The sequence below is a fragment of the Vibrio sp. 1580 genome (genome assembly GCF_033340055.1).
Genome location: NZ_JAWOVT010000008.1, coordinates 143,813 through 167,522, shown reverse-complemented (window position 1 = coordinate 167,522; position 23,710 = coordinate 143,813). Strand labels below are relative to the sequence as shown.

Below are 23,710 nucleotides of genomic sequence, written 5' to 3'. Positions count from 1 at the left end.
AGAAAGCACGAAAACCCTATATTTAGAATGAGTTATTGAATATTCAAATATTGACCCCATCTTTAAATTGAATTTATGAGAATTACTGCAAGTAATGACATTTTATCAAAAATCAAAAATCAAAAATCAAAAATCAAAAATCAAAAAGGGAAAATGAGTGTTAGACATTTTTAAAGAGAAAATTACGTGGGTACTAATTGGAGCAATTACCATTCCTACTGGGGGATTCTTTGGAGCTAAGCTATACCAAAGCTATCTGAAAAAAACGGGTACATCAGCAATTCAAGGTGTAGCCGACCGCGAAGCACAAAATGTTTTTGCTGCTTGTATGTCAGCGGTGGACTTAGAAAGTTATAGCGACATGAAAGACTGTGACCGTTACTACCTTGAATATTTGCCTGAGAAAACATCGCCTGACTACAGGGAAAAAACGATAGAGTTTGAAAAGCTTCAGGTGGATCAGGAACTGGTAAAAGCCTATTACGATAAAATCGTCTTATTAAGAGCGGAGTTCGAACTCGAGCCCTACGAGCCATTAGATGAGCTGTCAAATGGAAAGATCACTGTTGGTCAGTAATTGAGCTCATCGCTTGCACTGACTATGGGCTGTACTTTCGCATAGACAATCCAAATTCCAAAATAAGTAATCTGATGTATATTAAACTGATGATATTCAGAAGTTTGAGTTGGAATTTGATACTAGATACGAAGATCGGGCTGTCAGTTCGCGAGGATTTTTGTTGGAGAAATTCCCCATCGAGTCAGCTACTTCGTTAGAACTGGATGATTATGTGATAGGAACGGGCACATCGTCATTTTGTGCAGTGTTGAAGTAAAGACTAAACCATGAGTCAGTATTCAGGGTTCGACTGCGCTGAAGTTTGGGATCTATTTTGGGAGAACAGAATCCGACTCGGACAAAAAGTTCCGACATACGACGAAATTTGGCGAGTCGGTCGAAGCTTGGCATGCCAATGCTTGCCATAAGTCTCATTGTATAAAGCCGAGAAGAATGTTGATGTCTGGTTGCTACCGATACTGGAGGCTTATCTGCATCAATCTTGGTTGGAAATAGATGAGAAGCTGGTTTGGGCGCTGAGGTATATACCAAGGAACGCTCGAAAATCACCACAGAGAAAATCGAAGAAAGACAGGACCTTAGATGGCATCTATGAAAAAACTTGATGCTTAAGGTCCAGCCTATAAATATGCACTTAGTTTTAAATAAAGACGATTTATATAAATTAATCTCTTATTTAAATCGTAAAATTTTGTATTGACAATATGAGCATGATTGCAAATCAAGTATATATCATTCTGTTTTCTCGATCAAAAATCAATTTGACTTTAAATTGACCTGTTTTTGTTTGAGTATTGAACATATTTGCTGGTAACATTATCCCAACTTATGAATTAAAGCGTATTCTATACTCCTGTAAAAATGGAAAACGTAAAATCATAAATAATATCATGTAAACTTAATAAATACTTTAACCTCCTCCTTTGAGATAATAATCTAATTTATTTTCTACTTGTCGAATTTGTTCGTCACGGGAAGTTATTTTTATAATTTATTCTTTAACTAAAATTTTATAGGTATATAAGTTGGAAAAATTAAAATCTACTCAGTCTGGCAATAACAAGAACAAATTTACTAAACTTTGCGTAGCTGCTATAGCTCCTTTTTATCTATTAGCAAATCCCGGAATATCTATTGCAGCAACAGACAATTTACTAGCTGTAAACGACTACGTTGAAATAACAGAAATAACCGCGACTACTATCAACGTATTAGTCAACGATACCTATGCTACAAAGCCAAATATCACCGTCACTAAGCCTTCTCGCGGAAAAGTACGTATCAAAAATAATGGTAAGATCAGGTATATACCTAACGGAAAGTTTGAAACAACAGATTCATTCACATATACCATCAGTGACGGTGTTAATAGTTCGACTGCGACGGTTAATATCTCTCTAGTTTCAGACGAAATCATTATTGAAAACGGAACTGATAACACTAGCGACGGTACAGAGAGCACCGACAACCCTGGAACTGATAACACTACCGACAATACAGGTAGTACAGACAATACGGGCACTAGCAGCGACAGATGGATACCTGCACCGGGTACAACATGGTCGTGGCAACTTGAAAACTATAGCAACGTAACCATTGACCCAGAAGTAGAAGTTTACGGCGTCGACCTTTTTGACGGCATCGACGAAGGTGTGATTTCAAATCTCAAAAACCAAGGCAAAAAAATAATCTGTTACTTTAGCGCTGGTACGCGTGAAGATTGGCGACCAGATGCTGGCGACTTTTCTACGGATTCTGTAATTGCAAACGGCGAAATGCAAGACTGGGCTGGTGAAGTGTGGCTAGACATCAGCAACCAAACTGCATTAAACAACAGCATCAAACCAATTATGACTGCGCGTTTAGAGCTTGCCGCGCAAAATGGATGTGACGGTGTAGAACCAGACAACGTAGACGCATTTGAAAATACTGAAGAAACTCAAGGTTACATCAGCTCAGCAGATCAGCTAAGCTACAACAAATGGCTTGCGACCACTGCGCACGAGAAAGGATTAAGTATCGGCCTTAAGAATGATATTGGCCAGACTGACGAACTAGTCGACTATTTTGATTATGCGATCAATGAACAATGTTTTGCTTACGGAAATGAATGTACTACGTACGAAGAAAACTTCCTAAAACAAAATAAAGCGGTATTTAATCAGGAATATTACACTCGTGGTAGAGGTGGAGAAATTGACGAATATACGTTCCAATACTCAGCATGTCCTTACTTTACAGAAGTGAAAATTTCATCAAACTGGAAAGTTGGCTACGCATTAGATGGAAAAGATGTTGTTCGTTGTGAATAAATAACATTGTTATCTAAGCTATTGATACTCGACCATCATCCTATTCTGGTCGAGTATTAATAGCAGAAATGAAAGTCTTTGATTCGAGAGTTTTGGCTGCTTCAGGTATCTACTGCTGAATGATGAAGATATGGCACTCAGAGATATATCTAACCACTGCATGAGTGATAAAGTGTCCCATTCGTAAATACTATTGTATTTATTAATGGTGATACCTTCTGAGTTAAGTTTACTATCATGGAAGAGGTAGTGATATTCAAGTTTTAAAAATCAGCAGGTAGTTATGGAGAATCAATGATGGAAGTACTAGTTACAGGCGGTATGGGTTACATAGGCAGTCACACATGTGTACAGATGATTGAAGCAGGTATCGAGCCAATCATTCTTGATAACTTGTGCAATTCCAAAGTCGAAGTCCTAAGTCGAATTGAAGCGTTAACAGGGAAGCTTCCTGAGTTTCATCAAGGTGATGTACGTGATGAAGCTTTCTTGGATTCGGTATTTGCTAAGTACAATATCCAAGCTGTTATTCACTTTTCAGGTTTAAAAGCGGTAAGTGAGTCGCTTGAGAAACCACTAGAATATTACGACAACAACGTGAATGGCTCACTGGTATTGGCCCGCAGCATGCGTAAAGCGGGAGTGAAAAGTCTTATCTTCAGTTCTTCCGCAACCGTATACGGGGATCCGGACGTTGTGCCTATTACTGAAGATTCGCCAACTGGCGCAACCACTAATCCTTATGGTCGCAGCAAATATATGGTGGAAGAATGTCTGAGCGATCTATTCCATGCTGAAAACGATTGGAGTATCACTTTACTGCGTTACTTTAATCCGGTAGGTGCCCACCCATCGGGGTGCATGGGTGAAGATCCACACGGTATTCCAAATAACTTAATGCCGTTTATTGCTCAAGTAGCTGTCGGCCGCCGAGAAAAACTGTCTGTTTTTGGTAACGATTACCCAACCTCTGATGGAACTGGAATTCGCGATTATATCCACGTGGTGGATTTAGCTGATGGCCATATTGCTGCGCTTAAAGCAGTAGGAAAAAAATCAGGATTACACATATATAACCTTGGTACAGGTAAAGGCTCAAGTGTTCTTGAAATGGTAGAAGCATTTGGATCAGCTTGCGGCAAGCCCGTTCCTTATGAGTTGTGCCCACGTAGACTGGGTGATATTGCAGAGTGTTGGGCGAGTACTGAAAAAGCAGAGCGTGAACTTGGCTGGAAGGCAACGCGCAGTGTCGCGGAAATGACGGCGGATACTTGGAAGTGGCAATCAAATAATCCCACAGGTTATGAAGCTACGTCCAAGCCGTAACTCCAATATAATGGGAGAATGCAGTGAAAAGAAATGTTTAGGAGTTGAGCAAGCGTTCGATCCATATATACAAGGCAATTTTCACTCCGAGTCTACTAAGTTTTTAAGAAATGCAGCTTAAAAAAACTGTATTGATGTGGTTGCGATATTTACTCAACTTGCCTACGCTTAGTCTATTAGCTTTACGTTGATGACGGTTTAGGTTGCCGAATCTGCTCCTCGTGTCAATCGAACGATGTCAGCTGACAGATAGTAAGCTAATAAGTAATTTGTAATAGTTATATTTCGCATAAAGTAATTGTAATTTATAGTGTTTTCATATCTGTATATTTTATTAAGTTAAAGCCCATTTTTACTGGGCTTTTCATTTTTGCCCTTCAAACTTTGCAGCAATGAAGGGAATCATTACAAAAATGTATCTTGTAGGCTTAAGCTCATCTTTAGTTATGTTAATGGCAGGATGTTCTACATCACCATCAGAATTAAAAGTAGTGGGCTTATATCGGGTAGTTTGTTTGACAGTGATCCATAAAGGGGGAGTCGATCAAACTAGAGAAGTAGCTCTTTGGTCAGTTCATCACTACAGCAATCAAAGAGCTGAGTAATTCGGCTAACAGGTCGAGAATAGGCTTCGATAGTTTTAGACCGTTTAACCTTACAGTTTTAGGTTGTAACGTGTTATTCGTAAAGCGCATCATATCGTTCAACTGCATTGAGTGGTTTTGCTCTGGCGCAGTTCTGTTTCGTTTAACAATTGAGACAAGCGTTAAAGTTGACATTTGGGTAGTTGGTGCTGACTATACTTAACTCTATAGCGTAGAATAATTTAATATTAATGGTGTGGTATTTATTTCATATAATATACATCTATTACCCATAAGATTTCTATTAGATTATGAATGATAAATTGTGCTTTTCATAATAAGTAGAGAAAGACAATGAAACTTATCGAGCAGTATAGCAAAGACATAACTTTTGCTGTTGTTATCAGTCTGACTTTATTAACAGCTTGTGATTCAGGAAAAATTGAAACAGATCCTCCAAGTCCTGAAAATCCACCCGTTGTCGACCCTCCACCTATAGAACCACCGCCGGTAGAACCCCCTGAAATGTGGGTTCCTACCCCGGGATCTAGATGGATGTGGCAACTGCAAAACTATGGCGACATGACGATTGATCCCAACATTGGCATTTACGATATCGATCTGTTCGACGGTATAGAGGGTGGCACCAATAGCCTAATTATGAAACTTAAAAATGCCGGTAAAAAAGTCATTTGTTATTTTAGTGCCGGGACGCGAGAAAATTGGCGCCCCGATGCTGACCAATTCACTCCCGATTCCGTCATCGCTGATGGAGACATGCAAGACTGGCCGGGTGAAACCTGGCTGAATATCGGCAATGAACAGGCGTTAAACGATACTATCAAGCCTATTATGGCTGCTAGGCTCGATTTGGCCAAAAATAATGGCTGTGATGCGGTTGAACCGGATAACGTTGATGGATTTGATAATACTGATGAAACCCATGGGTTAATTACCCCAGAACACCAATTAAGCTATAACAAGTGGCTTGCCAAAGAAGCTCATGCCAGGAGCTTAAGTATCGCATTAAAAAACGATATCGACCAATTAAATGATCTGGTATCGTCGTTTGACTTCGCGATAAATGAACAGTGTTATGCTTATAGTAATGAGTGCCAATCCTATGAAATTACGTTTTTAAATAATAATAAGGCGGTATTTAATCAGGAATATTATACCAGCGGTAAAAGTGGTGAAACCGATCTGAATACGTACAAAAATTTGGCTTGCCCATATTTTATCAGTGTTAAAATTTCATCTCTGTGGAAAATGAGCTACGAGCTAGATGGCGTAGGGGTGATGACATGTGATCAATGATACCTAATTGCTGTTTACCTACTGGCTATGGGCGTTGCAGCATAAATGTCTGATACTCAAGGTCTTCAAATTGCTTGTCGAGAGTTATCATGCCAATAACTGATACGATAAACATAGTGATGGCGAATCCATAGCCATAGAAAATCGGTCCAAGTATGATGGTGATAGCGGATAGTGTGACGTTTCCAATTGCCATTAACAATATCAGCCATAGTGCTGACATTCTTTTGTCCAGATAATACATGACATTCAGTATGGCCATAAATAACACTTGTAAGCTAACACCGACTAAATCAATATAAAAAAGATGTAAGTAGGTTAAGTCAATATTTAATAAGTTCAGAATATCTTCCGCCCATAGAATTAAAAGTAACAGTGTCATTCCTTGAACTTTAAATATCTCATACAGGCTTTTCTGGCAGGCGACAACCATATTATTTTTCAGCGAATGAATTTTAGTCAAGGTTGCCCCTTTGCGTACAGCATGATAAAAACGGATGCACGCATCAGCAAATTCTGTTTCCATATGGAGCATAAATACCGCCATACCAGGTACGACCGCCAAATAAGCGATGAAAATTGGCAGGTCATATATATAGGAAGCTCGGAATACATCGATGACTTGATGAGAGGTTCCCGTGTTGAACCAGAACACAAATTTATCCAACCATACCCCCAGGTTATAAAGTACGCCGCAGAATATCAGTGAATAAAACGTTTTTTGGGGATTAAGAAACTCAAACGAAATCAATCGCTCAGCAGGAAACTCCCGGATAATGTCATACAAGAAGGCAAACGTGAGGATGCCCTGGCAGAAACAAAAGATCAGCATCAGCCCCAACAGACCGGAGGGTGGCAGAGAAAAACTGAGGCCGAGCATCAAACCGTAACTGATTGCCATTGTTATCAAAATGCGATAGTACTTCTTCATGCCACTCAACAGTATAATGGCTAGCCATTGATTACTAAGCAGAATTAATGTGGTGAAGATAACAATCTTCAGCGTTGGCTCGAGAGTACCGGCAAGGTTTAACACAGCAGCACCGACGGCAGCTGCCAACACGCTGATAATCAGCATAGCACCAAGCAGGTTCGGTAAAATGCGATGTTCTTGCCCGATGGAGACTAGATCGGAAATATAGCGGGTAATCAAGAGTTGGAGTAGTCCGCTGATGATAAGCGACCCTGCCATCAAGTAGGTGACAATCACCAAAAACTGAATCACGACTTCGGTGGGAAAGCTCATACCAAGCGTCACCAGGCCGATAACCAGCATGGCAAGGATCGTCAGTATCCAGGGGCCTGAACTGATAATACCTGCCAGGCCGTAAGCTTCTATGATCGACAGCAGCGTGTTTTTTTGCAGAATCTTCCTTATTTCAAACCCAATCCCCGCCATTGATGGCCTCCTGATACAGCTTTTGATAAGCACCGTACATTCTGGTTTCGTTGTAATAGCGAAGCACTCGCTTCTTGCCGACATCACCGGCTTTTCGCCACGTTGCAGAATCTGCCAGAATTTGGGTAATCGCGTTGACCCCTTCCTGAGGGCTGGCTATGGGAATGACTTCTCCAGCGGAACCGAGCGCGGCATCTTCCCCCTCAGCGCCTTTTATTATCTCGCGGCAGGCTCCCACCTCGGTTGCAATACAGGGGATGCCTGAAGCCATTGCCTCCAGCAGCACCAGTGGCTGCGCCTCGCTGATAGAGGTCAGCATCATTACGCCAATGTTCGGCATGATTTCCGCCACGTTCTGACTGCCAAGCATTTTGATATTGTCACTCATGCCCAAGCTTTTGATCAGCAGATCGCATTCGTAGACGTAGTCTGGATCTTCTTCAGTTGGGCCGATGATCCAGCCTTCCAGGTCAGGCAGCTCTTCCACCGCCATTCGTATGGTGCGAATAAAGGTTTTGATGTCTTTGATCGGTACCACTCGTCCCACCAAACCTACGACTAAAGGGGGGTGCAAAGGTCTTTGTTGATAGGCTCTTTCAAAACGATCCACATTGATGCCATTGACTATCACCAGAGTGCGGTCATCCGGAGCTCCATCTTGGTGTTGTCGCTGTCGGTTGCCTTCAAACAGGGAGATGATTTTATTGGCCTGGTGATAGGCGGTGAGTCCGAGCTGCTCAAAAAATTGCACCCAGGTCTTTCGTATTAGATCCATCCCTTTATACATAGAGACATCCAGTGTGGCGTGGTGGCTATTGGCCCACTCAGCCTGCGACAGGTCTATTTTTCTTTCCTTGGTATAGATGCCGTGTTCAGTAAGCAGTAGAGGTTTTCCCGTGATTTGGTGGCATAGCGCACCAAGAAATCCAGCGTAACCGGTTGAAACACTATGGAATACTTTCGCATCCGGTAGGTTTTGCGATATTTTCGATAAAATGAACAACGGTTGATAAATGTTCCGGTAGGTCCAGAAGTAGTCGACGAACGATTCGGTATCTGCATAAGAGGTATACTGATAGGTCAACATGTCCCAAGAGGCGCGACTGTAAAGAAAGTCCTCCATTGTCAGATAACCGTGTTTGCCAAGTATTTTGGAAACACTGAGAAGCAACTCACTCGGGATAGGCGTCGAACTGTTGTTAAAATAGGACAGGAAAGCACGTAATGTTGCAAAATGTGTCTTGTTGCCTGAGCAGAGTCGGGGTTTGTATTTTTTTGCATCTGACAATAGGAAGTGAATCTCAAACCCGACAACATTGTCAGGTAACTGATAGGCCGGTTCTTTGTACAGGTCAGGATGCCCACCAAGAAAAATAAGATAAAACTTAAGTTCAGGCAGACCTAGAATGATCTGGTGTACCCAACTAGAAACACCACCTCGTACATACGGGTATGTGCCCTCAAGTAGCAGGCAAACGTCAACAGATTCCTTGGGCTGATTCCGTTTTAAGAATTTCATTTCCAATACTCTCTTATCTGGCTAGTTAACTCGCTATGTTGATCTGGAAAGTAAGTAATGAAATGTCGTACATCGCGGTAATTGCCAATCATATAGGCTGCTTCCGCCAGGTAGGGAGCAACTTGCTTGGTGATTGCTCCTTGGTTTTTGGCGCTGTTCAGTACCAGGATGGCGTCTAATGGACGCTTCTGCTTAAGAAAAACTCTCCCTAACAAAAGGTTAGATGATGCAGACTCTTGGATTTTATTGGCCTGAGTCAGGTACTGTTCGGCCTGTTTTAAGTAGAGTTGAATCAAAACGCCTTCAGCAATGCCAAGATAGCAAAGTTCCCAATACTGTTGGGCAAGCTCATATGCTTTGTGCGCTGTTGCCTTATGCTCAAATTGCTTTTTTAATAAGCTTATTGATTCATTTATTTCCGTCTCTATTCGTTCCAGGGAGGCATAGGCCTGTAACCTTACATCATCGGACAGATCTTTTGTTGCAAGTTGCAACATGGGCACGGCGTATTTATTGGGCAGATTACGAATCGCCGAGATAGCGAGTAAATGCCTTTCTGGATCGCTGTCATACAGCAGAATTTCACGCAAAGCCCCAACACCCAAATGTTCGACGGGGATATTTTTCGGATTCTTCGGCAATGGATTTTCTTCATATGCTCGCCAGGTGACGTTGCTTACTTTACGTGGCAGATGCAGTGCGACCATCAGCGAACCGAGCGTTCCCAACATGCCAATAACCGGAAGTAACCAGTTAAAAATAAACAGAAAACCCATCGAACTTTCTAATGGGTACTGATAGTTAGTTGGCATCATTAGCCAGCAGGCGGCACTCAAACTGACGCAGGCCAAAGTGTGGTAAGCCAGCGCGTATAGCTCAAAATGAGTTGTAACAGGGTGCTGGATTACCATGTATATACTGATGCCCTCAAGCACCAAAGCACTAAGAAGCAGCCATATTTTCATAGAAGTCTCCTAGTCGCACCATAACTTGTTGAATTTTATTCCAATCCTTTTCTACTGACAGTGGTCCGATGATTTTGAAATCGGCGTTAAGGGACGGTATTTCTACTGGAATCACTTCGATGAGGCGATTAGCAAACTGCTGCGCTCCATACAAGGTTGTCATCGGCAGCAACACGGCAAGTGCCTGCTGGCCGTTGACAGTCTGACAGTACCAGTAAATATCGGATCCACGGTGATGCTCGATTGCAGAGTTGAGTGCTCGTCGATGCTTGTTTTTGATATCGATACAGACGATCAGAGAGCTGTCTGTTCCGTAGTGTTTGTTGTTATTTCTGGCCCTGCCCAGATAGTCGAGAAACAGCGACCCCTGATTCTGTTGTAGAGTCGGGGCTATGATCTCGTCAGTCAACAGGTCAGCAGAATAGTTAGCAATGACGGAGAGTAATGCAATATTGGTCGGATTAAGCATGAAAAACTTGGTGCTTTCTGCCAAAACAGCGGCCTGGATTTCACCATGAGTATTAACCAACGGAATGCAGAGTTGGTAGCGAGACTTATGCTCCTGTTGCTCAGACAATTTGGCAACGGAAAGCAGTTGCTGCTCCTTCAACATTTCTTGCAGCATTGGGTCTGCGCGGTCTAACAGGTGCTGTTCGCCCCGAACCGCTACTGCAGTAGGGGTAATATTTCCCCCGTTAACCTGATAAAACCCGGCAACTTCTATCCCACCAATTTCTGCCATTAAGTTGAGGATAGGTTCAGCAAGGTTTTCCTGACGATGGTCAGTGTACTGGCTCGCAATATTGTCCAGGGCTTTAATACTTGATCGAAGACTGCTGCTCTGGCCAGCCGTGCGCTGTTCGAGCTGGTCATGAGACACTTTAAGCAAGTGGTAGTTTTTGGTGAATAGAGCCAGCTTATCACGCATATACTGATGCTCTATCGACAGACGACGGCTGGTGTTGTTCCAGTGATTTTGAAATTCACCGGCCAGCAAGGTGGCGAAGACAATACCGATCCCGTGAGAGAGCGGGAACTGTTGAAGATTACCGTCTAGCTGCATGATATAAGCGATGGCAATGTTGGTTACGACAGCGCAGGTTAATCCTTTGGCGAGCCCATAACGCAATGCGATCAGTATCGGACCAATCAATGGCCAGAAAAAGTTCTGCTCTACAAATGGCGGCATCAGTAATTCCGATTTAGTCCAGATATAAATAACGATCAACGTGACAACTGACGTCTCTAGCCAGGCCACGCCGTTGCTTTGATATCCGTTTACCATCTGTCTAATGTTCCGTTTACTCATATAGCACCATTGAGTCTTAATGTGTTTTTCTTGTCGACAGAAAACTGGCTACTATGGCCGAGTGATGACTATGCCATCGAGCAAGTTTTCAATTACAACCTGACCGGTGCCTGTAATACTCTCGCGTCCCCAGCCGACTCGGCTGCCCGACGCCCGCCAGTACACCTCACCAGTTTTGGCGGATTGAATTTCTAACGTTAAACCCACCGCAGGCTCGCCATCTAATCCGCTTTTGTAATGCCACTCTTCGATAGAGCCGGTAATGACATAATCTACCGGTTGGGTTGCTAACCACGCTTGGGCGTTTTGCTGCTTAACGCTTGAATCAAGCACACTGCGGAGATCATTGCTGTTTGTCGCTGGGTACCTAATCGTTCTGATGCCTTTTGCATAAAGCTGCGTGGCGACCAATTGTTCCGCTTTTTCTGCCGCCATTGGAGTATTGGCATTGTTGGTCATTGGCATGATGGCCCATGAGCTTGCCGCATTAAAAGTTGGGCTATCCGGTATTTGGTAATTGCTACATGAGAACAGGGTCATGCTCATTATTATCAGTAGGATATTCTTCATCTTATTGTCCTTTTAGAAACTGTAGTAGTAGCCCAGTGATAGTCGCAGTGACTCAGTACCGTTTCGATCCCGGCTTTGCCAGCTAGTCGTCAGGTAAAGCTCATCATTACCGATAATTTCCCAGCCCAGTCCGGCACTGACAGTGACATCCGGCTTTGAAGTGACCGTGTTGTAGCCGAGTGAAGTATCAAGCCAATATCGAGGTGAGGGTACTGTAGGGCCCGGTAGACCTGGTGTGCCGTGATACAGACGTTGACCAATGGACAACCGCTGATACCTGTCTGCAATGAAATCGCTGCTTGTGATAGGCGTGTTGCCCTGGTACCACTTATTGAACCCGGTTAAAGGTGAGTTGTCGTGTTTTATCCTGTGTGTTGAAATATCGGCGTATGCCTGCCAGGCGGGATCGTTAAAAAATAGCTGCTCGGTTGCGTGCAGATTCATGTCCCAGCCCTGGCCGATATTGTCATCAAATCGAGTTTTTAAATCATGATAGTTGAGCCGTAAAAAGAGGGATTCTCGGCTGGTCAGATTATAATGGGTGCTAAAGCCCAGGGTATTGTCTTGACCGGCAACGGTTAACAGTTTGCTCGCTTCTGTGTGTGAATTCAGGCTGAAGCTGAATTTAGCCTGCCAATCGTCATTAATGGCAAACTGATAATGTCCTTTTAGCCCGAGCCGTTGGTCACCAATACCATCTGCGACATCAAAACCTATTTCGGCACTGCTATCGGCAAATTGCTGGTGGTACGAACCTCTCAAGCGACGTTCGTTCTTAAGATCATTACCCTTAAGGTTGTCTGTTGCGCTTGTTTGCTGGTAGTCGCTGCCAAGTCGCCAGAAGCCATAAGGGTGCGGAGCATAGAAATCCAGGCTGTAACGGGTGATATCCCATGAACTAATCGATAAAACTTGGCCACGTAGACTGCGATTTTTATCCGGATTCTGCTGGGCATGCATTTTAAGTAACTGCGCTTCAGAGGCTTTATCCTGTATGGTGCCGAGCTGATTTTCGCCTTCATCCCATGCGGCTTGCTGCTGACCAACTTTCTGCAGCGCGGCATACTTGTCGGTAACGGGCAAATTAACCGAATTTTCCAGCAGGCGTTCTATGGCATCTTTATCGTTCTGCTTCATCGCCAGGGCTAGTTTCTGCCAATCAGGCAGAGGGTACTGGCCTAACGCGGTATTCTGTTGCCAATAAAGCAGGCGATCGGTTTGATTATTGGCCAGGTAATGGCTGTACAGCTCGGCAGTGCGTTCCGGGCTCGGTGCCGTCGTCGCCGCAAACTCAATCATCGATTGTGCAAAAGCAGGGCTGGTAAACATGGCGATTAGCGACCGGTAGCTGGCATCGCCCCCCTGGCTGGCCAGTAGTTCTTGTTTCCTTTGATTGAGAACGAATTTGCGCAGCTCGTACGCTTTATCTGACTGGCCGGTTTTTTCCAGCAATGTCGCGTAATTGAGCAGGATGGATACGTTAGGATCGTCGCTATTGAGCAGCAATTGTTTGTACCAAAGACCAGCTTCAGCCAAGTTGCCCAGTTGTTGATTGGCGGTAGCAAAAGCAAGCCATAAATTCTCATCGTCCGCCAATACCAGTTTATAACGGTCATAGAGTTCTGACAGGCGCTGATGATCGTTGGTTTCAATCGCTATCCACATTAAGTTGTTTATAGCGGTCGGGTCAGACGGAGAAATTTCCAAAATAGTCTGCAGCAGTTCAGTCGCCTGATCAGTTTTCCCCTCTTGTAAAGCAAGCTGAACACGGATATTTAACACGCCTAAATTACGGGCGAGCGATGGGGCACTAGCGGCCAGATTAACTAACTGTTTCAGACTGTCGCTATCGCCCCGTTGTTGGCTTTCAGCGATTAACATCAGCAGAATTTGATCGTTATCCATCTGTTTAAAAAGCGTGACCAGCATCGCCCTACTTTCGCTATCAAGGGGCGAAAGGACTTTTACGTATCGATAGATGTCGAGTTGGTCACTCTGGCGAGCAGCGAGTTGGTTAAAACTTTCTACCGCAACAGGGCGGTTACTGCTTTCCCATGCGAGCGTCGCGACGCTTTTCAGATATAGGTCCTCTGCATTCAGCCAGTTCCGGGGGGCGGTCAGAGCATTTAAGGCTTGCTGGGGTTGGTGCTGCATTAAATACATGTCTGAGGCTATCAGTGCTTCTTCTTGGGTAGGTGAGCGAAGTCGACGCAGATCACGCCATTGCGAGATAGCCGCCCGGCTATTGTTCTGATAGCTATAAAGCCGCATTTTATGGCTGATCAGTTGCGAGTCGTTAGGGCGTGTTTGTGCAAGTTCGATAACGCTTTTTAACGCAGCATCTGTTCCCTTAGACTTTTCAATCGCATCTACCCACTGTGAGTATTCATCCTGGCGAAGCAGATTCTGTTTGGCCAAGGCATCCAGAAAAACCCCTTCATAGTAGATATCACTTAATGCCTGAGAGTCTTCAAGACCATTACGAAGCTCCTCTTCTTTTGGGGAAAGAGGCAAGAGGGCAATGCCGACCGCCTGAGCATTTTTGATATCATCCTGCCAGCGGTAAATTTGGTGCAGTGCCTGATAATCTTGTGTGTCTCCCTCAAGTTCGATTGCTTGGTTTAATGAGGACGCTGCTACGGATAGTTCTCCCAAAGCGACGGCAATTTCAGCACTATGGCGATAGTGGCTCGCTTCCGGCTCGACTTTAACCAGCTTGTCGAGTTGCTCGAGGGCGACATCCAAATTGCCGACTTTCTCTGAATGGTCGCTTGATGCTTTTAGGAAATCAGGGGCGTTAGCGAGAGTGCCTTGATACTGCTCGATGAATTCTTTACTTAGTTGTGGTTGATCTATGGCAGTAAACAGGTCAAACAGGGCGTTCGCATGCGGCATATCTTCAGAATGCTGGAACGCTTGTTTGCTCAGCGATAATGCGGAATCGTAGTTTTCGCCCTGTAATGCCAGAGAGATTAGCTCGTCGTAGTCGGTCACACCACTTGCAAGGTGCGGATATAAATAGTTCAGTCCTTTTAAAGGCAGGTTAAACCCAATGGCGGCATCGGCAAAACGACGGGCAAGTTCGTCATCAGGGACAGCATTAATCTGATCAAAAAATGCGGTTAACTTCTCTGCAGCTTGCTGCTGTTGTTCTGGTTTTGCATTGTAGTAGCGGGCGAGCAGCACCGATAAATAAGATTCAGTTGCCTGCCAGTCTCGCTGGCCATTACTGTCAATTAACATCGATTCCAGCAGACGGCTGGCATCGTCAAGTTGACCAAGTTGGACGTACTTATCGGCTATTTGCCTCACGATATCACGATTTTTCGGATCGAACTCATACAACTGATTCAGAAAAGCCAGGGATACCTGAGGAGAGGCGGACTGCTCGATAAGTTGAATTAACATCAGCTTGGTTGGAGCAACAAACCACATCGTGCCGAGCGAAAAGACCGCGATAAGTGCCAGAGCAGACTTGCTGATTAGCCGAGTTCTGGGTTTATTCTTCGCTATGTAAGATTGCTCTTGTGGGTTGTCGCGTACTTTCATCATGAGCTCCTCATATTCTAACTATCGTAGAGGTACACAGCGAAGTGTCCCGGACAGAACTCCGCTTTTCGATGAATGGAACTGGATGGAACCTTTTGAGATAACGCGCTTGCTAAGAGGTTCTCCTGTAAGTGGCTGGCAATCTTGAGCGCCATAGATTGTCAGTTCTAGTGGCCGGTGAGACTGTATTGACCAATTGATAGCACTTCCGCTCTGCTGCCATTTAAGCAGCACACCATTAGCACTCTGTAGTCGGACTGCTTTTGTATCGTTTGGATGAGTCGAAAACACCGTGCGAGGTTGCTTAAGAATAAGGAATTTACCATCTTTAGCTTGATTCCATCCTGCTAAATCCAGCCCTGCTGGATAACCAAGTTTATCGGCCAGTCGAATGCTTTTTACGCCGGAAGAGGTGACCTGCCAGCGGCCATCCAACGTTTTCGCTATTCCCGTTTCGTATAGACTTTGGGCTCGCAAGGCATACTCACTGAGAAAAAGTGGTGTTGTCGGTTGAGAGATTGCCCAGTCATAGACTGATTTCAGAGCTTGGAGTGAGGCAGGGTACTCCGCAGAATACATGTTGAAATAAATACTGATGGGTTTTAATCGACGAGGTTCGCCCAGAATGGCAAAAGTCTCAAGCACACGACGGTAACCATCATAGTTCGCGGTCCACTGCCGGGTATAACTTAGCTCATTAGCGATGGGGGCGTAGACTTGCACAGCATTGGGATACCATTGAATTGCAGCAGAAACTCGTGACAAGTCATCGGCACCATTAACGGCATAACTGTTGCCGCCATTCACATTTAACAAATGTGCATTAGTGGCCACCGTTAGCGCTTGTTGGTCCGGATCAGCCTGACCAGACCAAAGTATCAGTTTGGCTTTTTTACTAGCAGGGGCGAGTTGAGCATTAATGTACTCGGTACTCTCGACTATCTCATGTCGGATGTTTGTTGAAGAAGATGGTTGTTTGGCATTCTGGTCGCCAGAATCCGGGTACCAATATTCTGGGTGACTATAGGTATGCGAGGCAATTTCAACATTGCTTTGGCTGAATATCTTTTTGGCAGTCTGAGTGAGCGCTTGTCTTTTTGCCTCTGCTATTTCGCGGCTGGCTATGTCTCCGGCAACCACAGAAACGGTAACAGGAAGCGAGTATTTGCGCAGGATTTGCTGATAAACGACTTCTCCGGCAGTGGGCGTATCTGGTAGCCAGGTTTTGGACCCAAAACCATCACCATCAATATGGCTGGTCAAAATACGTTGGCCTGATTCAGTGGTGATATCGGCCGAAGGAATCACTGGAAGATTCAGTGTTACTGCGATCAGGCGGAACGGATCAACTGCCCAGGACTGCTGCCCATTGGCAAGGTGATTCATGGGTAGTGGGCTCAACGCCGCGCCGCCCCAAGGCGCACTAAATAAGAGCGTTGACTCATTGCCAGACTTATCAACGAAAGACACCAAGGTTTTGACATTGGAATTGTTAGACTGCCAGGCAGGGGAGGAGTCAAACGCGCTGAATGACACCGGGTAGTGTCCCGCCGTCCAATCTTTGCCTTTTCGCTGTTCTGTTTTCCCGGAAAGTTTTCCATCAGCTTGAATTCCGAGCTTGGCTAGCAATTTGGGGTCGGTGGGCAGGGCGTTAATAAACAGAACCGGAACGGAACCGATCAGTTGATTTACCCAGTTTTGTACTGCTGGAAACTGCTGGAACCCTCCTTCATCTAACCAGATGACTACACCGGCATAGCGACTAATGTCCAGGTTATTTAAGGAAACAAACTTTATATCAACACATTCAGGCACATACCCAAGATATTCAATAGGCATTGCCAGGTTACGATGACATGAAGAGGCCGCTGGATTCATGTCCGAGCTATCATAGAGCCCCAATACTCGCCGGGCAATTGGCTCGACGCTACTTGTTCCAAATTCATACAGTAATCCGTCACTGATATAAGGTGTGTTTTTTTCATCGATGAGGCGCTGAGCGGCCCGTTTTTGATCGGCTCTTCGTGAAGCAGGAATATAGTCAATGACTATGGTTTCTATCCCTTTGGCTTTGACACGATCGAGCTGGTTGTTGAGCCACTTGGAATCATTGGCCGAGGTTTCACTGTATGCCTGACTAGCAGGGTCATATTTATGATATAGAGATTCGGCGACCACGGCATAAGGTTTAAAAGACATTGAATCCAGTAGTTCAAAGCCGCGATTAAACATCAATTTAGGCTTGTTGGGAGAGTTGCTTAATGCAGTCAAGATATTGATCAGGGCACTTTGTTGTGCTGGCAAATCGTAGTCACTTTGATTAAGCAGGGTGTAACTATCTAAGGTATCCAGAAACAAACCATCGAAGTGTTGATTGGTGAGTAAGGCGGCCTGGTCGAGTAAGTAAGTTTGCCAATTGGATGAAGTCAGGTTCATCACATAGCTATTCCAATTGCGGTTTTTTAATGGAGAGTCTGCGAGTAATGACGCAGGCAGTGTCGCTCCACTGTATTCACCCACACTAAGATAGGCGAATACCAATGTTCCGGAAGTTTGAAGAGTTGCTATCTGTTTTGGGGTAATAAGCATTGGATTGACGACCACCCGGTCATAATTCATTAACTCACGTACTGAATCAATCTGATTGTAATAGAAGGCAATAGAGGAGGGCATACTCCCAAAAGCGGTAGCATTGAAACTTCCTATTAAAAGAAAAATCATAATCGAAGATCGCATGCGACACCCTAGCCTCATATGTGAACTGGGTAAAGTGTGTATCCGTTCTGTATATATTGCAAAAAATAAACTTGGCTCTAAATATTAAATACGATTTCTTAATTTTGAGAAAATTTACCGGTAAGGAAAGTAACAAAACCATTGCACTTTAGACATAGAAAAACTTGGTTATAAATAGACTGCGATAGATTGATGCAGTTATCTGATTGATTTATAAAGCGAGCTGATTATAAGATTTAATATTTGCTCATTCACAGCCTCTTTATTATTACAAAGACGGACCACTTTATTATGCGATATTGAACTCTACCTGCTATGTCAAGCCATCTGGAAAAGGCGTTAAAAGTGTTACCGCCAATGGCTTACTTTTGCCACGATATTAGCTAGAAAGTTTTTGCATAGCATTAGATTTCTGTGCCAATGAGTAAGATGCCAACTCTCTAGAAACCCACGTTGGAAAAGGGCTCGCTTCATTACCCTCCAGAACGATCCAATGTAATTTGTCACGTTGTCACATTATAAGGAACCGAAAAAATAGACTATTGATAGTATTATTTTTAAGACTTGCCTAAACTGTGACCTTGTCTACACTTGAACGCGTGAAACCGTGCTCATTTAAGACATTGGTATAACCAAGTCAACTGGGCGCTCGCAGCATGGGGCCGACGTCGTAATAAATCAGAATCTGTGATGCAGCTGTACAGCTGATGGCCTGGGGTTACAACGGCTTAAATCGAAGCCAGACACTTTCTTAAGGATAAGCAATTATGTTTTCTAGACACATTGCTGAAAAGATATGCGTTAAACAGATATTTCTTTTGTGCTTATTGTCGTCGTTTTCAGCTTCTTCATATTCGGCAGACACACTTCCTAATGTTGCCTTAAAGGTATTGGTTATCTCACCTACTGCGGACACAAATGAAACCACTTCAGATGGTAATCTGAATCCAAATTATGCGCGCGGACTGGACACAATCGACGATATGCTGGATGAGATGGGAGTGCCATACGATGTTCTTGATGCCAGTACTGAAGTCCTAGACTGGGGTAAACTGGTCACTAACGGTCAGGGCAACTATAACGGCATCATTCTAACTAATTCATTTCTTTATTACCCAAATGAAGGCAATCCATGGAACTCTGCCTTTACGTTGGAAGAGTGGCAGCTACTTCATGATTATGAGCGGGAATATAAAGTGCGCGAATCAGTGATGTCTGGTGACCCGATCCCATGGTGCTGGGCGAAACAAGATTTAGATCTAGATTACGGCATGCACTGGGAAGGAGTAGATCTTACTTATAGTGATTTAACCGCTCGTTGGAATATTCCCGTCGGCTCTAGCAACGATAAAGAAGTATTTGAATATGTTAATCGAGACCAGCCTGTAGCGTTGATAGGAGAAAAATTTCTGGCTACACCAAGAGGTAGTGCTCTTTACTGTAGTCCAGAAGTGGTACTTGATGCGACCGCAACACCGTTGTTAATCGACCAAGCTTCAGGCAAAGCTCTAATATCCAGAGTTGAGTATCCTGATGGGCGTGAAGTACTGCTTTCAACAGTGACTAACTCTTGGTATTTAATTAACTCCCAAGTATTGAACTATGAGTTCCTAAACTTTGCAACTCAAGGCGTATTTATTGGTTCGCGTAAAGTCTATCTGGCTGCCCATATAGATGACATATTTATCGCAGATGAAATATGGGATCCTGTTTCGAATACAACCCCAGGCAACTTGAGTTATCGCACGACGCCAGCAGATATTCAAAATGTCGTAAGCGCCAACGCGAACTTCATAAACAGTAATTCTGGTCTGATGTCTGATTACAAACTGGATTTCACCTTTAACGGTATAGGAGCTGCAAGACCACCTTTAAAATCGCAGCAGGATACCTATATTGATTCTTCAAGACGCCGTGCTAGCAACGGCGATCAAAAAACCGCTTATTCATTAAATATTTTCAAAATATACAGACAACATGCATTGTTCGATTTTGGTAGCGTTCAATTGCCTGCTGGAATTGATGGTAATCCGGAGGCTGCGAGAGCAATACTCACTATTACCACAGCAAATAATGTCCACTCACCTAGCGGGCATGTATGCATGGTAGACAGAGCTTGGGACGAGTCAGCCAACTGGCGAGACAGATTGCGGACAGGATCATGTGTTCGTTATACCTATAAGCCGAGCAATGGCACAGACACCAAAGGTATTATTGAAGCTGACGTCACTTCGATTGTAAATCAGTGGAAAGAGTCTGGTGGATCCAATAATTTTGGGTTCCTTGTTAAAGCGAAGAAAAACACTTGGGTTGAACTTTATACTCGAGAAGCAGATAACGAAAGTTATCGTCCGAAACTCTATATAGAATATTTGCCTGATTCTCAGCCTCTGACTGACGCGATAGTAGCGAATGCAGATCATTTCCGCTTTATTAACCATACGCTGACTCACCGGGATCTGTATACCAGTTCTGGTGCGACTTTCGGTATCGCGTATGATGAAATAAACGAAAACTTTAAAGTTTGGGAGGAACTAAATTTCCCAAATTATATAAATGATTCAAAAGTACTGGTAACCGGTAACCACTCTGGACTCGAAGATGCCGAAAACTCAGATGGGGAATATTCGCCTGATTTGGTGACTCCGTATCCTCTGGGGTTGAACATGGCGCTTGTCGATGTGTTGGAAAATTTGGGCATAGAATATCTTGCATCTGACTCGTCTCGTGTATGTCAAAACAGTGCTCAGTTTTTACCATCAATACCGGTTGATACTTGTGAGGACTTAGCATCAGCGCCAAAAAGTCGTGTGGTGTTGTTGCCGCGTTATCCAACATCGGTATTTTACAATGTAACTACGCCTGCAGAGTTAACTGATGAGTATAACTATATATTTTATGAACGGTATAAAGAAGATCCTACTTCTCCACTTTATGTAGAGGGAAGACCATGTGACGTGTATCCAGGATCAATTTGCGAGCCTCGCAACTATGACGAAATATTGGCAGCCGAAGCCGAAACAACATTGCGTCATATGCTGTCGTTTAAACCATGGCCTCACTACTTCCATAGCTCTAATCTGCGTAATTATAGCGGTGGAGATACACTGGTTTATGACTGGCTAAATGCCGTCGTGAATAAATATAATTCCTATATGCAGTTACCAATAATAAATATTGATTACTTGAGTAACGGTGAAATGAGTAAAGAAAAACTGCTCGCAAGCGAAGCTAATGTAAGAGGAGTATGGGATCGAAATGCCAATACAGTCACCGTTACTGCCGATAGTCCTGTGACCGTTCGAATGACAGGGCTGGAAAGCAGCGACAATTATGGCGGCCAATATCAATTGAAAGCTACAGTGGATGAAAATGGTGAAGTATTTACCGTAAACCGCTCACTTGATTAAGGTGCCGTAAGGTTAGTTTTTTCAATTTAATAAAAACCCCGAAAGCATCCCGTCTTTCGGGTTTTATTTTTCCAACAAACTGTTTATTTACAAACACAGCAAAGCATTGTTTGTGTTGCACACGCATTGCTTTTCAACGCTATGAAATTAACGGAGTAAATATTATGTGTGGAATAGTAGGAGCAGTCGCACAAAGAGATGTCGCAGAAATTCTTGTAGAAGGTTTACGTCGCCTTGAATACCGGGGTTATGATTCTGCCGGTATCGTGGTGGTAAACAACGAACACCAACTGACCCGGGTTCGCCGCCTGGGTAAAGTACAGGAATTGGCGCATGCTGTAGAAGCGGAGCAAGTCATCGGTGGCACCGGTATTGCGCACACCCGCTGGGCTACGCATGGAGAACCATCTGAAGCCAATGCACACCCTCATATGTCAGGTGATATTGCAGTGGTACACAACGGCATAATTGAAAACCACGAAGACCTGCGCGAGCGTTTACTCGATAGTGGTTACCGATTTGAATCCCAGACTGACACGGAAGTTATTGCTCACCTTGTAGAATGGGAGTTGCGCGGAGCAAACTCTTTGCTTGAAGCAGTACAAAAGACCACGCAGCAGTTGGTAGGGGCGTACGGCATGGTAGTGATTGACCGTAATGATCCATCACGATTAGTGGTAGCACGTTCTGGCAGTCCAATCGTCATTGGTCTTGGGGTGGGGGAAAATTTCCTAGCCTCTGATCAGTTAGCTTTGCTAAGTGTGACACGCCGCTTTATTTATCTGGAAGAGGGTGATGTCGCTGAAGTCACCCGTCGAGAAGTACAAATCTATGATGCCAAAGGCAATCCTGTCGAGCGTGAAGTCATCGAATCTAAGGTTGAGCAAGATGCTGGCGAAAAAGGCGGTTACCGCCACTTTATGCAGAAAGAGATATTTGAGCAGCCGCAAGCACTGGCTAGCACCATGGAAGGCCGCATCAATATAGATTCTGTTGTGACAGAAAGTATTGGTGTTAATGCGGTTGAAATCCTTAGCAAAGTAGAGCATGTGCAAATCATCGCCTGTGGGACCTCGTACAATGCAGGCCTGGTGGCACGCTACTGGTTTGAAGGTATTGGTGGAGTCAGTTGCGATGTAGAAATCGCCTCCGAATTCCGCTACCGAAACTTTGTTACTCGCCCTAATAGCCTGTTGATTACTCTGTCTCAATCCGGTGAAACCGCCGATACGCTGGCAGCAATGCGCTTGGCCAAAGAGCGCGGTTACATGGCCATCATGACTATCTGTAATGTGTCTGGTTCATCTATGGTCCGTGAAGCTGATATTGCCTTCATGACCCGGGCGGGAACCGAGATTGGTGTCGCGTCCACAAAAGCGTTCACTACTCAACTGGCATCGTTATTAATGCTGGTTACTGTTATCGGTAAAGAGCAGGGGAGAATAAATAGCACTAAAGAAGCCCTAATAATCGAAGCTATCCATGCTCTACCGGCCGATGTCGAGAGTGCCCTGGCATTTGAGAAACAGATACAGCTGTTGGCAGAGGATTTTGCAGACAAGCAGCACACGCTGTTCCTCGGTCGAGGAGAGTTCTATCCAATTGCCATGGAAGCAGCATTGAAGCTGAAAGAGATCTCTTACATCCATGCGGAGGCCTATGCCGCCGGTGAATTAAAACATGGCCCTCTGGCCTTGATAGATGCTGATATGCCGGTAGTGGTGATTGCGCCAAACAATGAGCTATTGGAAAAACTGAAATCCAATGTTGAAGAAGTACGTGCGAGAGGTGGATTGCTGTACGTGTTCGCTGATGAGGAGTCCGGCTTCGAAGAGGATGAACATATGAAAATCATCTCAATGCCACATGTCAGTGACGTAACCGCGCCGGTGTTCTATACCATTCCGATGCAGTTACTGGCTTACCATGTGGCTCTTATCAAAGGAACTGATGTTGACCAGCCTCGTAATTTGGCTAAAGCAGTAACGGTTGAGTAGCCCCTAACGTGATAATTTAAAAATTTGTGTGAGAGTAATAAAGTATTGAACCCGAGAATAAAGAATCATACTGACGAGGTAATAAAGTTTCATACCAGCTAAAAATCAATAGGTTAATGTCTTGAACCTGAAGTTTT

At 44.2% G+C, this 23,710-nt stretch carries 14 protein-coding genes and 1 pseudogene; 7 read left to right on the top strand and 8 right to left on the bottom strand.

The features are described from left to right. The first annotated feature begins 157 nt into the window (after window positions 1–157). On the top strand, window positions 158–577 hold the full coding sequence (locus R7093_RS14695) for a hypothetical protein (protein WP_225477426.1): 420 nt from the start codon (window positions 158–160) through the stop codon (window positions 575–577). Window positions 578–787: 210 nt separating this feature from the next. On the opposite strand, the gene R7093_RS14690 is transcribed toward R7093_RS14695, so the two are convergent. Beyond that, window positions 788–985 (bottom strand): hypothetical protein, encoded by a 198-nt coding sequence (locus R7093_RS14690; RefSeq protein ID WP_225477516.1) that lies wholly within the window; start codon window positions 983–985, stop codon window positions 788–790. On the opposite strand from R7093_RS14690, the pseudogene R7093_RS14685 reads away from it, so the two are divergent. The 4 genes and pseudogenes from R7093_RS14685 to R7093_RS14670 all read left to right on the top strand — a co-directional run. Next, window positions 952–1,185, top strand: a pseudogene (locus R7093_RS14685) (IS4 family transposase); the annotation flags it as partial. The gene R7093_RS14690 and the pseudogene R7093_RS14685 sit on opposite strands and share 34 nt — an antisense overlap. 420 nt (window positions 1,186–1,605) lie before the next feature. After that, window positions 1,606–2,892: an endo alpha-1,4 polygalactosaminidase gene (locus R7093_RS14680; protein WP_225477425.1), complete on the top strand. Its 1,287-nt coding sequence runs from the start codon at window positions 1,606–1,608 to the stop codon at window positions 2,890–2,892. Between the two features lie 297 nt (window positions 2,893–3,189). Then, entirely contained in the window at window positions 3,190–4,218 is a 1,029-nt protein-coding gene (galE, locus tag R7093_RS14675; protein ID WP_318077178.1) for a UDP-glucose 4-epimerase GalE, read from the top strand. Window positions 4,219–5,156: 938 nt separating this feature from the next. After that, window positions 5,157–6,119, top strand: coding sequence for an endo alpha-1,4 polygalactosaminidase (locus R7093_RS14670; RefSeq protein ID WP_318077175.1), 963 nt, complete (start codon window positions 5,157–5,159; stop codon window positions 6,117–6,119). Between the two features lie 25 nt (window positions 6,120–6,144). On the opposite strand, the gene pelG is transcribed toward R7093_RS14670, so the two are convergent. The 7 genes from pelG to R7093_RS14635 form a co-directional block, all read right to left on the bottom strand. After that, window positions 6,145–7,518, bottom strand: a complete 1,374-nt coding sequence (pelG, locus tag R7093_RS14665) for an exopolysaccharide Pel transporter PelG (RefSeq protein ID WP_225478260.1) — start codon at window positions 7,516–7,518, stop codon at window positions 6,145–6,147. Then, window positions 7,499–9,037: a GT4 family glycosyltransferase PelF gene (gene pelF / locus R7093_RS14660; RefSeq protein WP_225478261.1), complete on the bottom strand. Its 1,539-nt coding sequence runs from the start codon at window positions 9,035–9,037 to the stop codon at window positions 7,499–7,501. Before pelF ends, pelG begins: the two co-directional genes overlap by 20 nt. Next, the gene (locus tag R7093_RS14655; RefSeq protein WP_225478262.1) at window positions 9,034–10,002 is read right to left on the bottom strand and encodes a HEAT repeat domain-containing protein; all 969 of its coding nucleotides are present in this window, start codon (window positions 10,000–10,002) and stop codon (window positions 9,034–9,036) included. Before R7093_RS14655 ends, pelF begins: the two co-directional genes overlap by 4 nt. After that, window positions 9,980–11,287: a GAF domain-containing protein gene (locus tag R7093_RS14650; protein WP_225478263.1), complete on the bottom strand. Its 1,308-nt coding sequence runs from the start codon at window positions 11,285–11,287 to the stop codon at window positions 9,980–9,982. The genes R7093_RS14655 and R7093_RS14650 overlap by 23 nt, the downstream gene beginning before the upstream one ends. A 75-nt stretch (window positions 11,288–11,362) precedes the next feature. Next, window positions 11,363–11,881 carry a hypothetical protein gene (locus R7093_RS14645; RefSeq protein WP_225478264.1) on the bottom strand — a complete coding sequence of 173 codons (519 nt, stop codon included), beginning with the start codon at window positions 11,879–11,881 and terminating at the stop codon, window positions 11,363–11,365. A 12-nt stretch (window positions 11,882–11,893) separates the two neighbouring features. After that, the gene (locus R7093_RS14640) at window positions 11,894–15,433 is read right to left on the bottom strand and encodes a tetratricopeptide repeat protein (RefSeq protein ID WP_225478265.1); all 3,540 of its coding nucleotides are present in this window, start codon (window positions 15,431–15,433) and stop codon (window positions 11,894–11,896) included. 18 nt (window positions 15,434–15,451) lie between these two features. Then, a complete protein-coding gene (locus R7093_RS14635) occupies window positions 15,452–18,166 on the bottom strand; it encodes an endo alpha-1,4 polygalactosaminidase (RefSeq protein ID WP_225478266.1) in 2,715 nt (904 codons plus the stop codon). A 767-nt stretch (window positions 18,167–18,933) separates the two neighbouring features. Here R7093_RS14635 and R7093_RS14630 point away from each other — a divergent pair. Both R7093_RS14630 and glmS read left to right on the top strand, forming a co-directional pair. Beyond that, window positions 18,934–21,576, top strand: a complete 2,643-nt coding sequence (locus R7093_RS14630; protein ID WP_225478267.1) for a DNRLRE domain-containing protein — start codon at window positions 18,934–18,936, stop codon at window positions 21,574–21,576. 164 nt (window positions 21,577–21,740) lie between these two features. Then, window positions 21,741–23,573 carry a glutamine--fructose-6-phosphate transaminase (isomerizing) gene (gene glmS, locus R7093_RS14625; protein WP_225478268.1) on the top strand — a complete coding sequence of 611 codons (1,833 nt, stop codon included), beginning with the start codon at window positions 21,741–21,743 and terminating at the stop codon, window positions 23,571–23,573. The last annotated feature ends 137 nt before the right edge of the window (window positions 23,574–23,710 follow it).

Bases quoted from the DNA above. Each gene is read 5' to 3' on its own strand.
- glmS (WP_225478268.1), top strand. From the start codon at position 21,741: ATGTGTGGAATAGTAGGAGCAGTCGCACAAAGAGATGTCGCAGAAATT.
- R7093_RS14635 (WP_225478266.1), bottom strand. From the start codon at position 18,166: ATGCGATCTTCGATTATGATTTTTCTTTTAATAGGAAGTTTCAATGCT.
- pelG (WP_225478260.1), bottom strand. From the start codon at position 7,518: ATGGCGGGGATTGGGTTTGAAATAAGGAAGATTCTGCAAAAAAACACG.
- galE (WP_318077178.1), top strand. From the start codon at position 3,190: ATGGAAGTACTAGTTACAGGCGGTATGGGTTACATAGGCAGTCACACA.
- R7093_RS14650 (WP_225478263.1), bottom strand. From the start codon at position 11,287: ATGGTAAACGGATATCAAAGCAACGGCGTGGCCTGGCTAGAGACGTCA.
- pelF (WP_225478261.1), bottom strand. From the start codon at position 9,037: ATGAAATTCTTAAAACGGAATCAGCCCAAGGAATCTGTTGACGTTTGC.
- R7093_RS14645 (WP_225478264.1), bottom strand. From the start codon at position 11,881: ATGAAGAATATCCTACTGATAATAATGAGCATGACCCTGTTCTCATGT.
- R7093_RS14690 (WP_225477516.1), bottom strand. From the start codon at position 985: ATGGCAAGCATTGGCATGCCAAGCTTCGACCGACTCGCCAAATTTCGT.
- R7093_RS14670 (WP_318077175.1), top strand. From the start codon at position 5,157: ATGAAACTTATCGAGCAGTATAGCAAAGACATAACTTTTGCTGTTGTT.
- R7093_RS14630 (WP_225478267.1), top strand. From the start codon at position 18,934: ATGTTTTCTAGACACATTGCTGAAAAGATATGCGTTAAACAGATATTT.
- R7093_RS14640 (WP_225478265.1), bottom strand. From the start codon at position 15,433: ATGATGAAAGTACGCGACAACCCACAAGAGCAATCTTACATAGCGAAG.
- R7093_RS14655 (WP_225478262.1), bottom strand. From the start codon at position 10,002: ATGAAAATATGGCTGCTTCTTAGTGCTTTGGTGCTTGAGGGCATCAGT.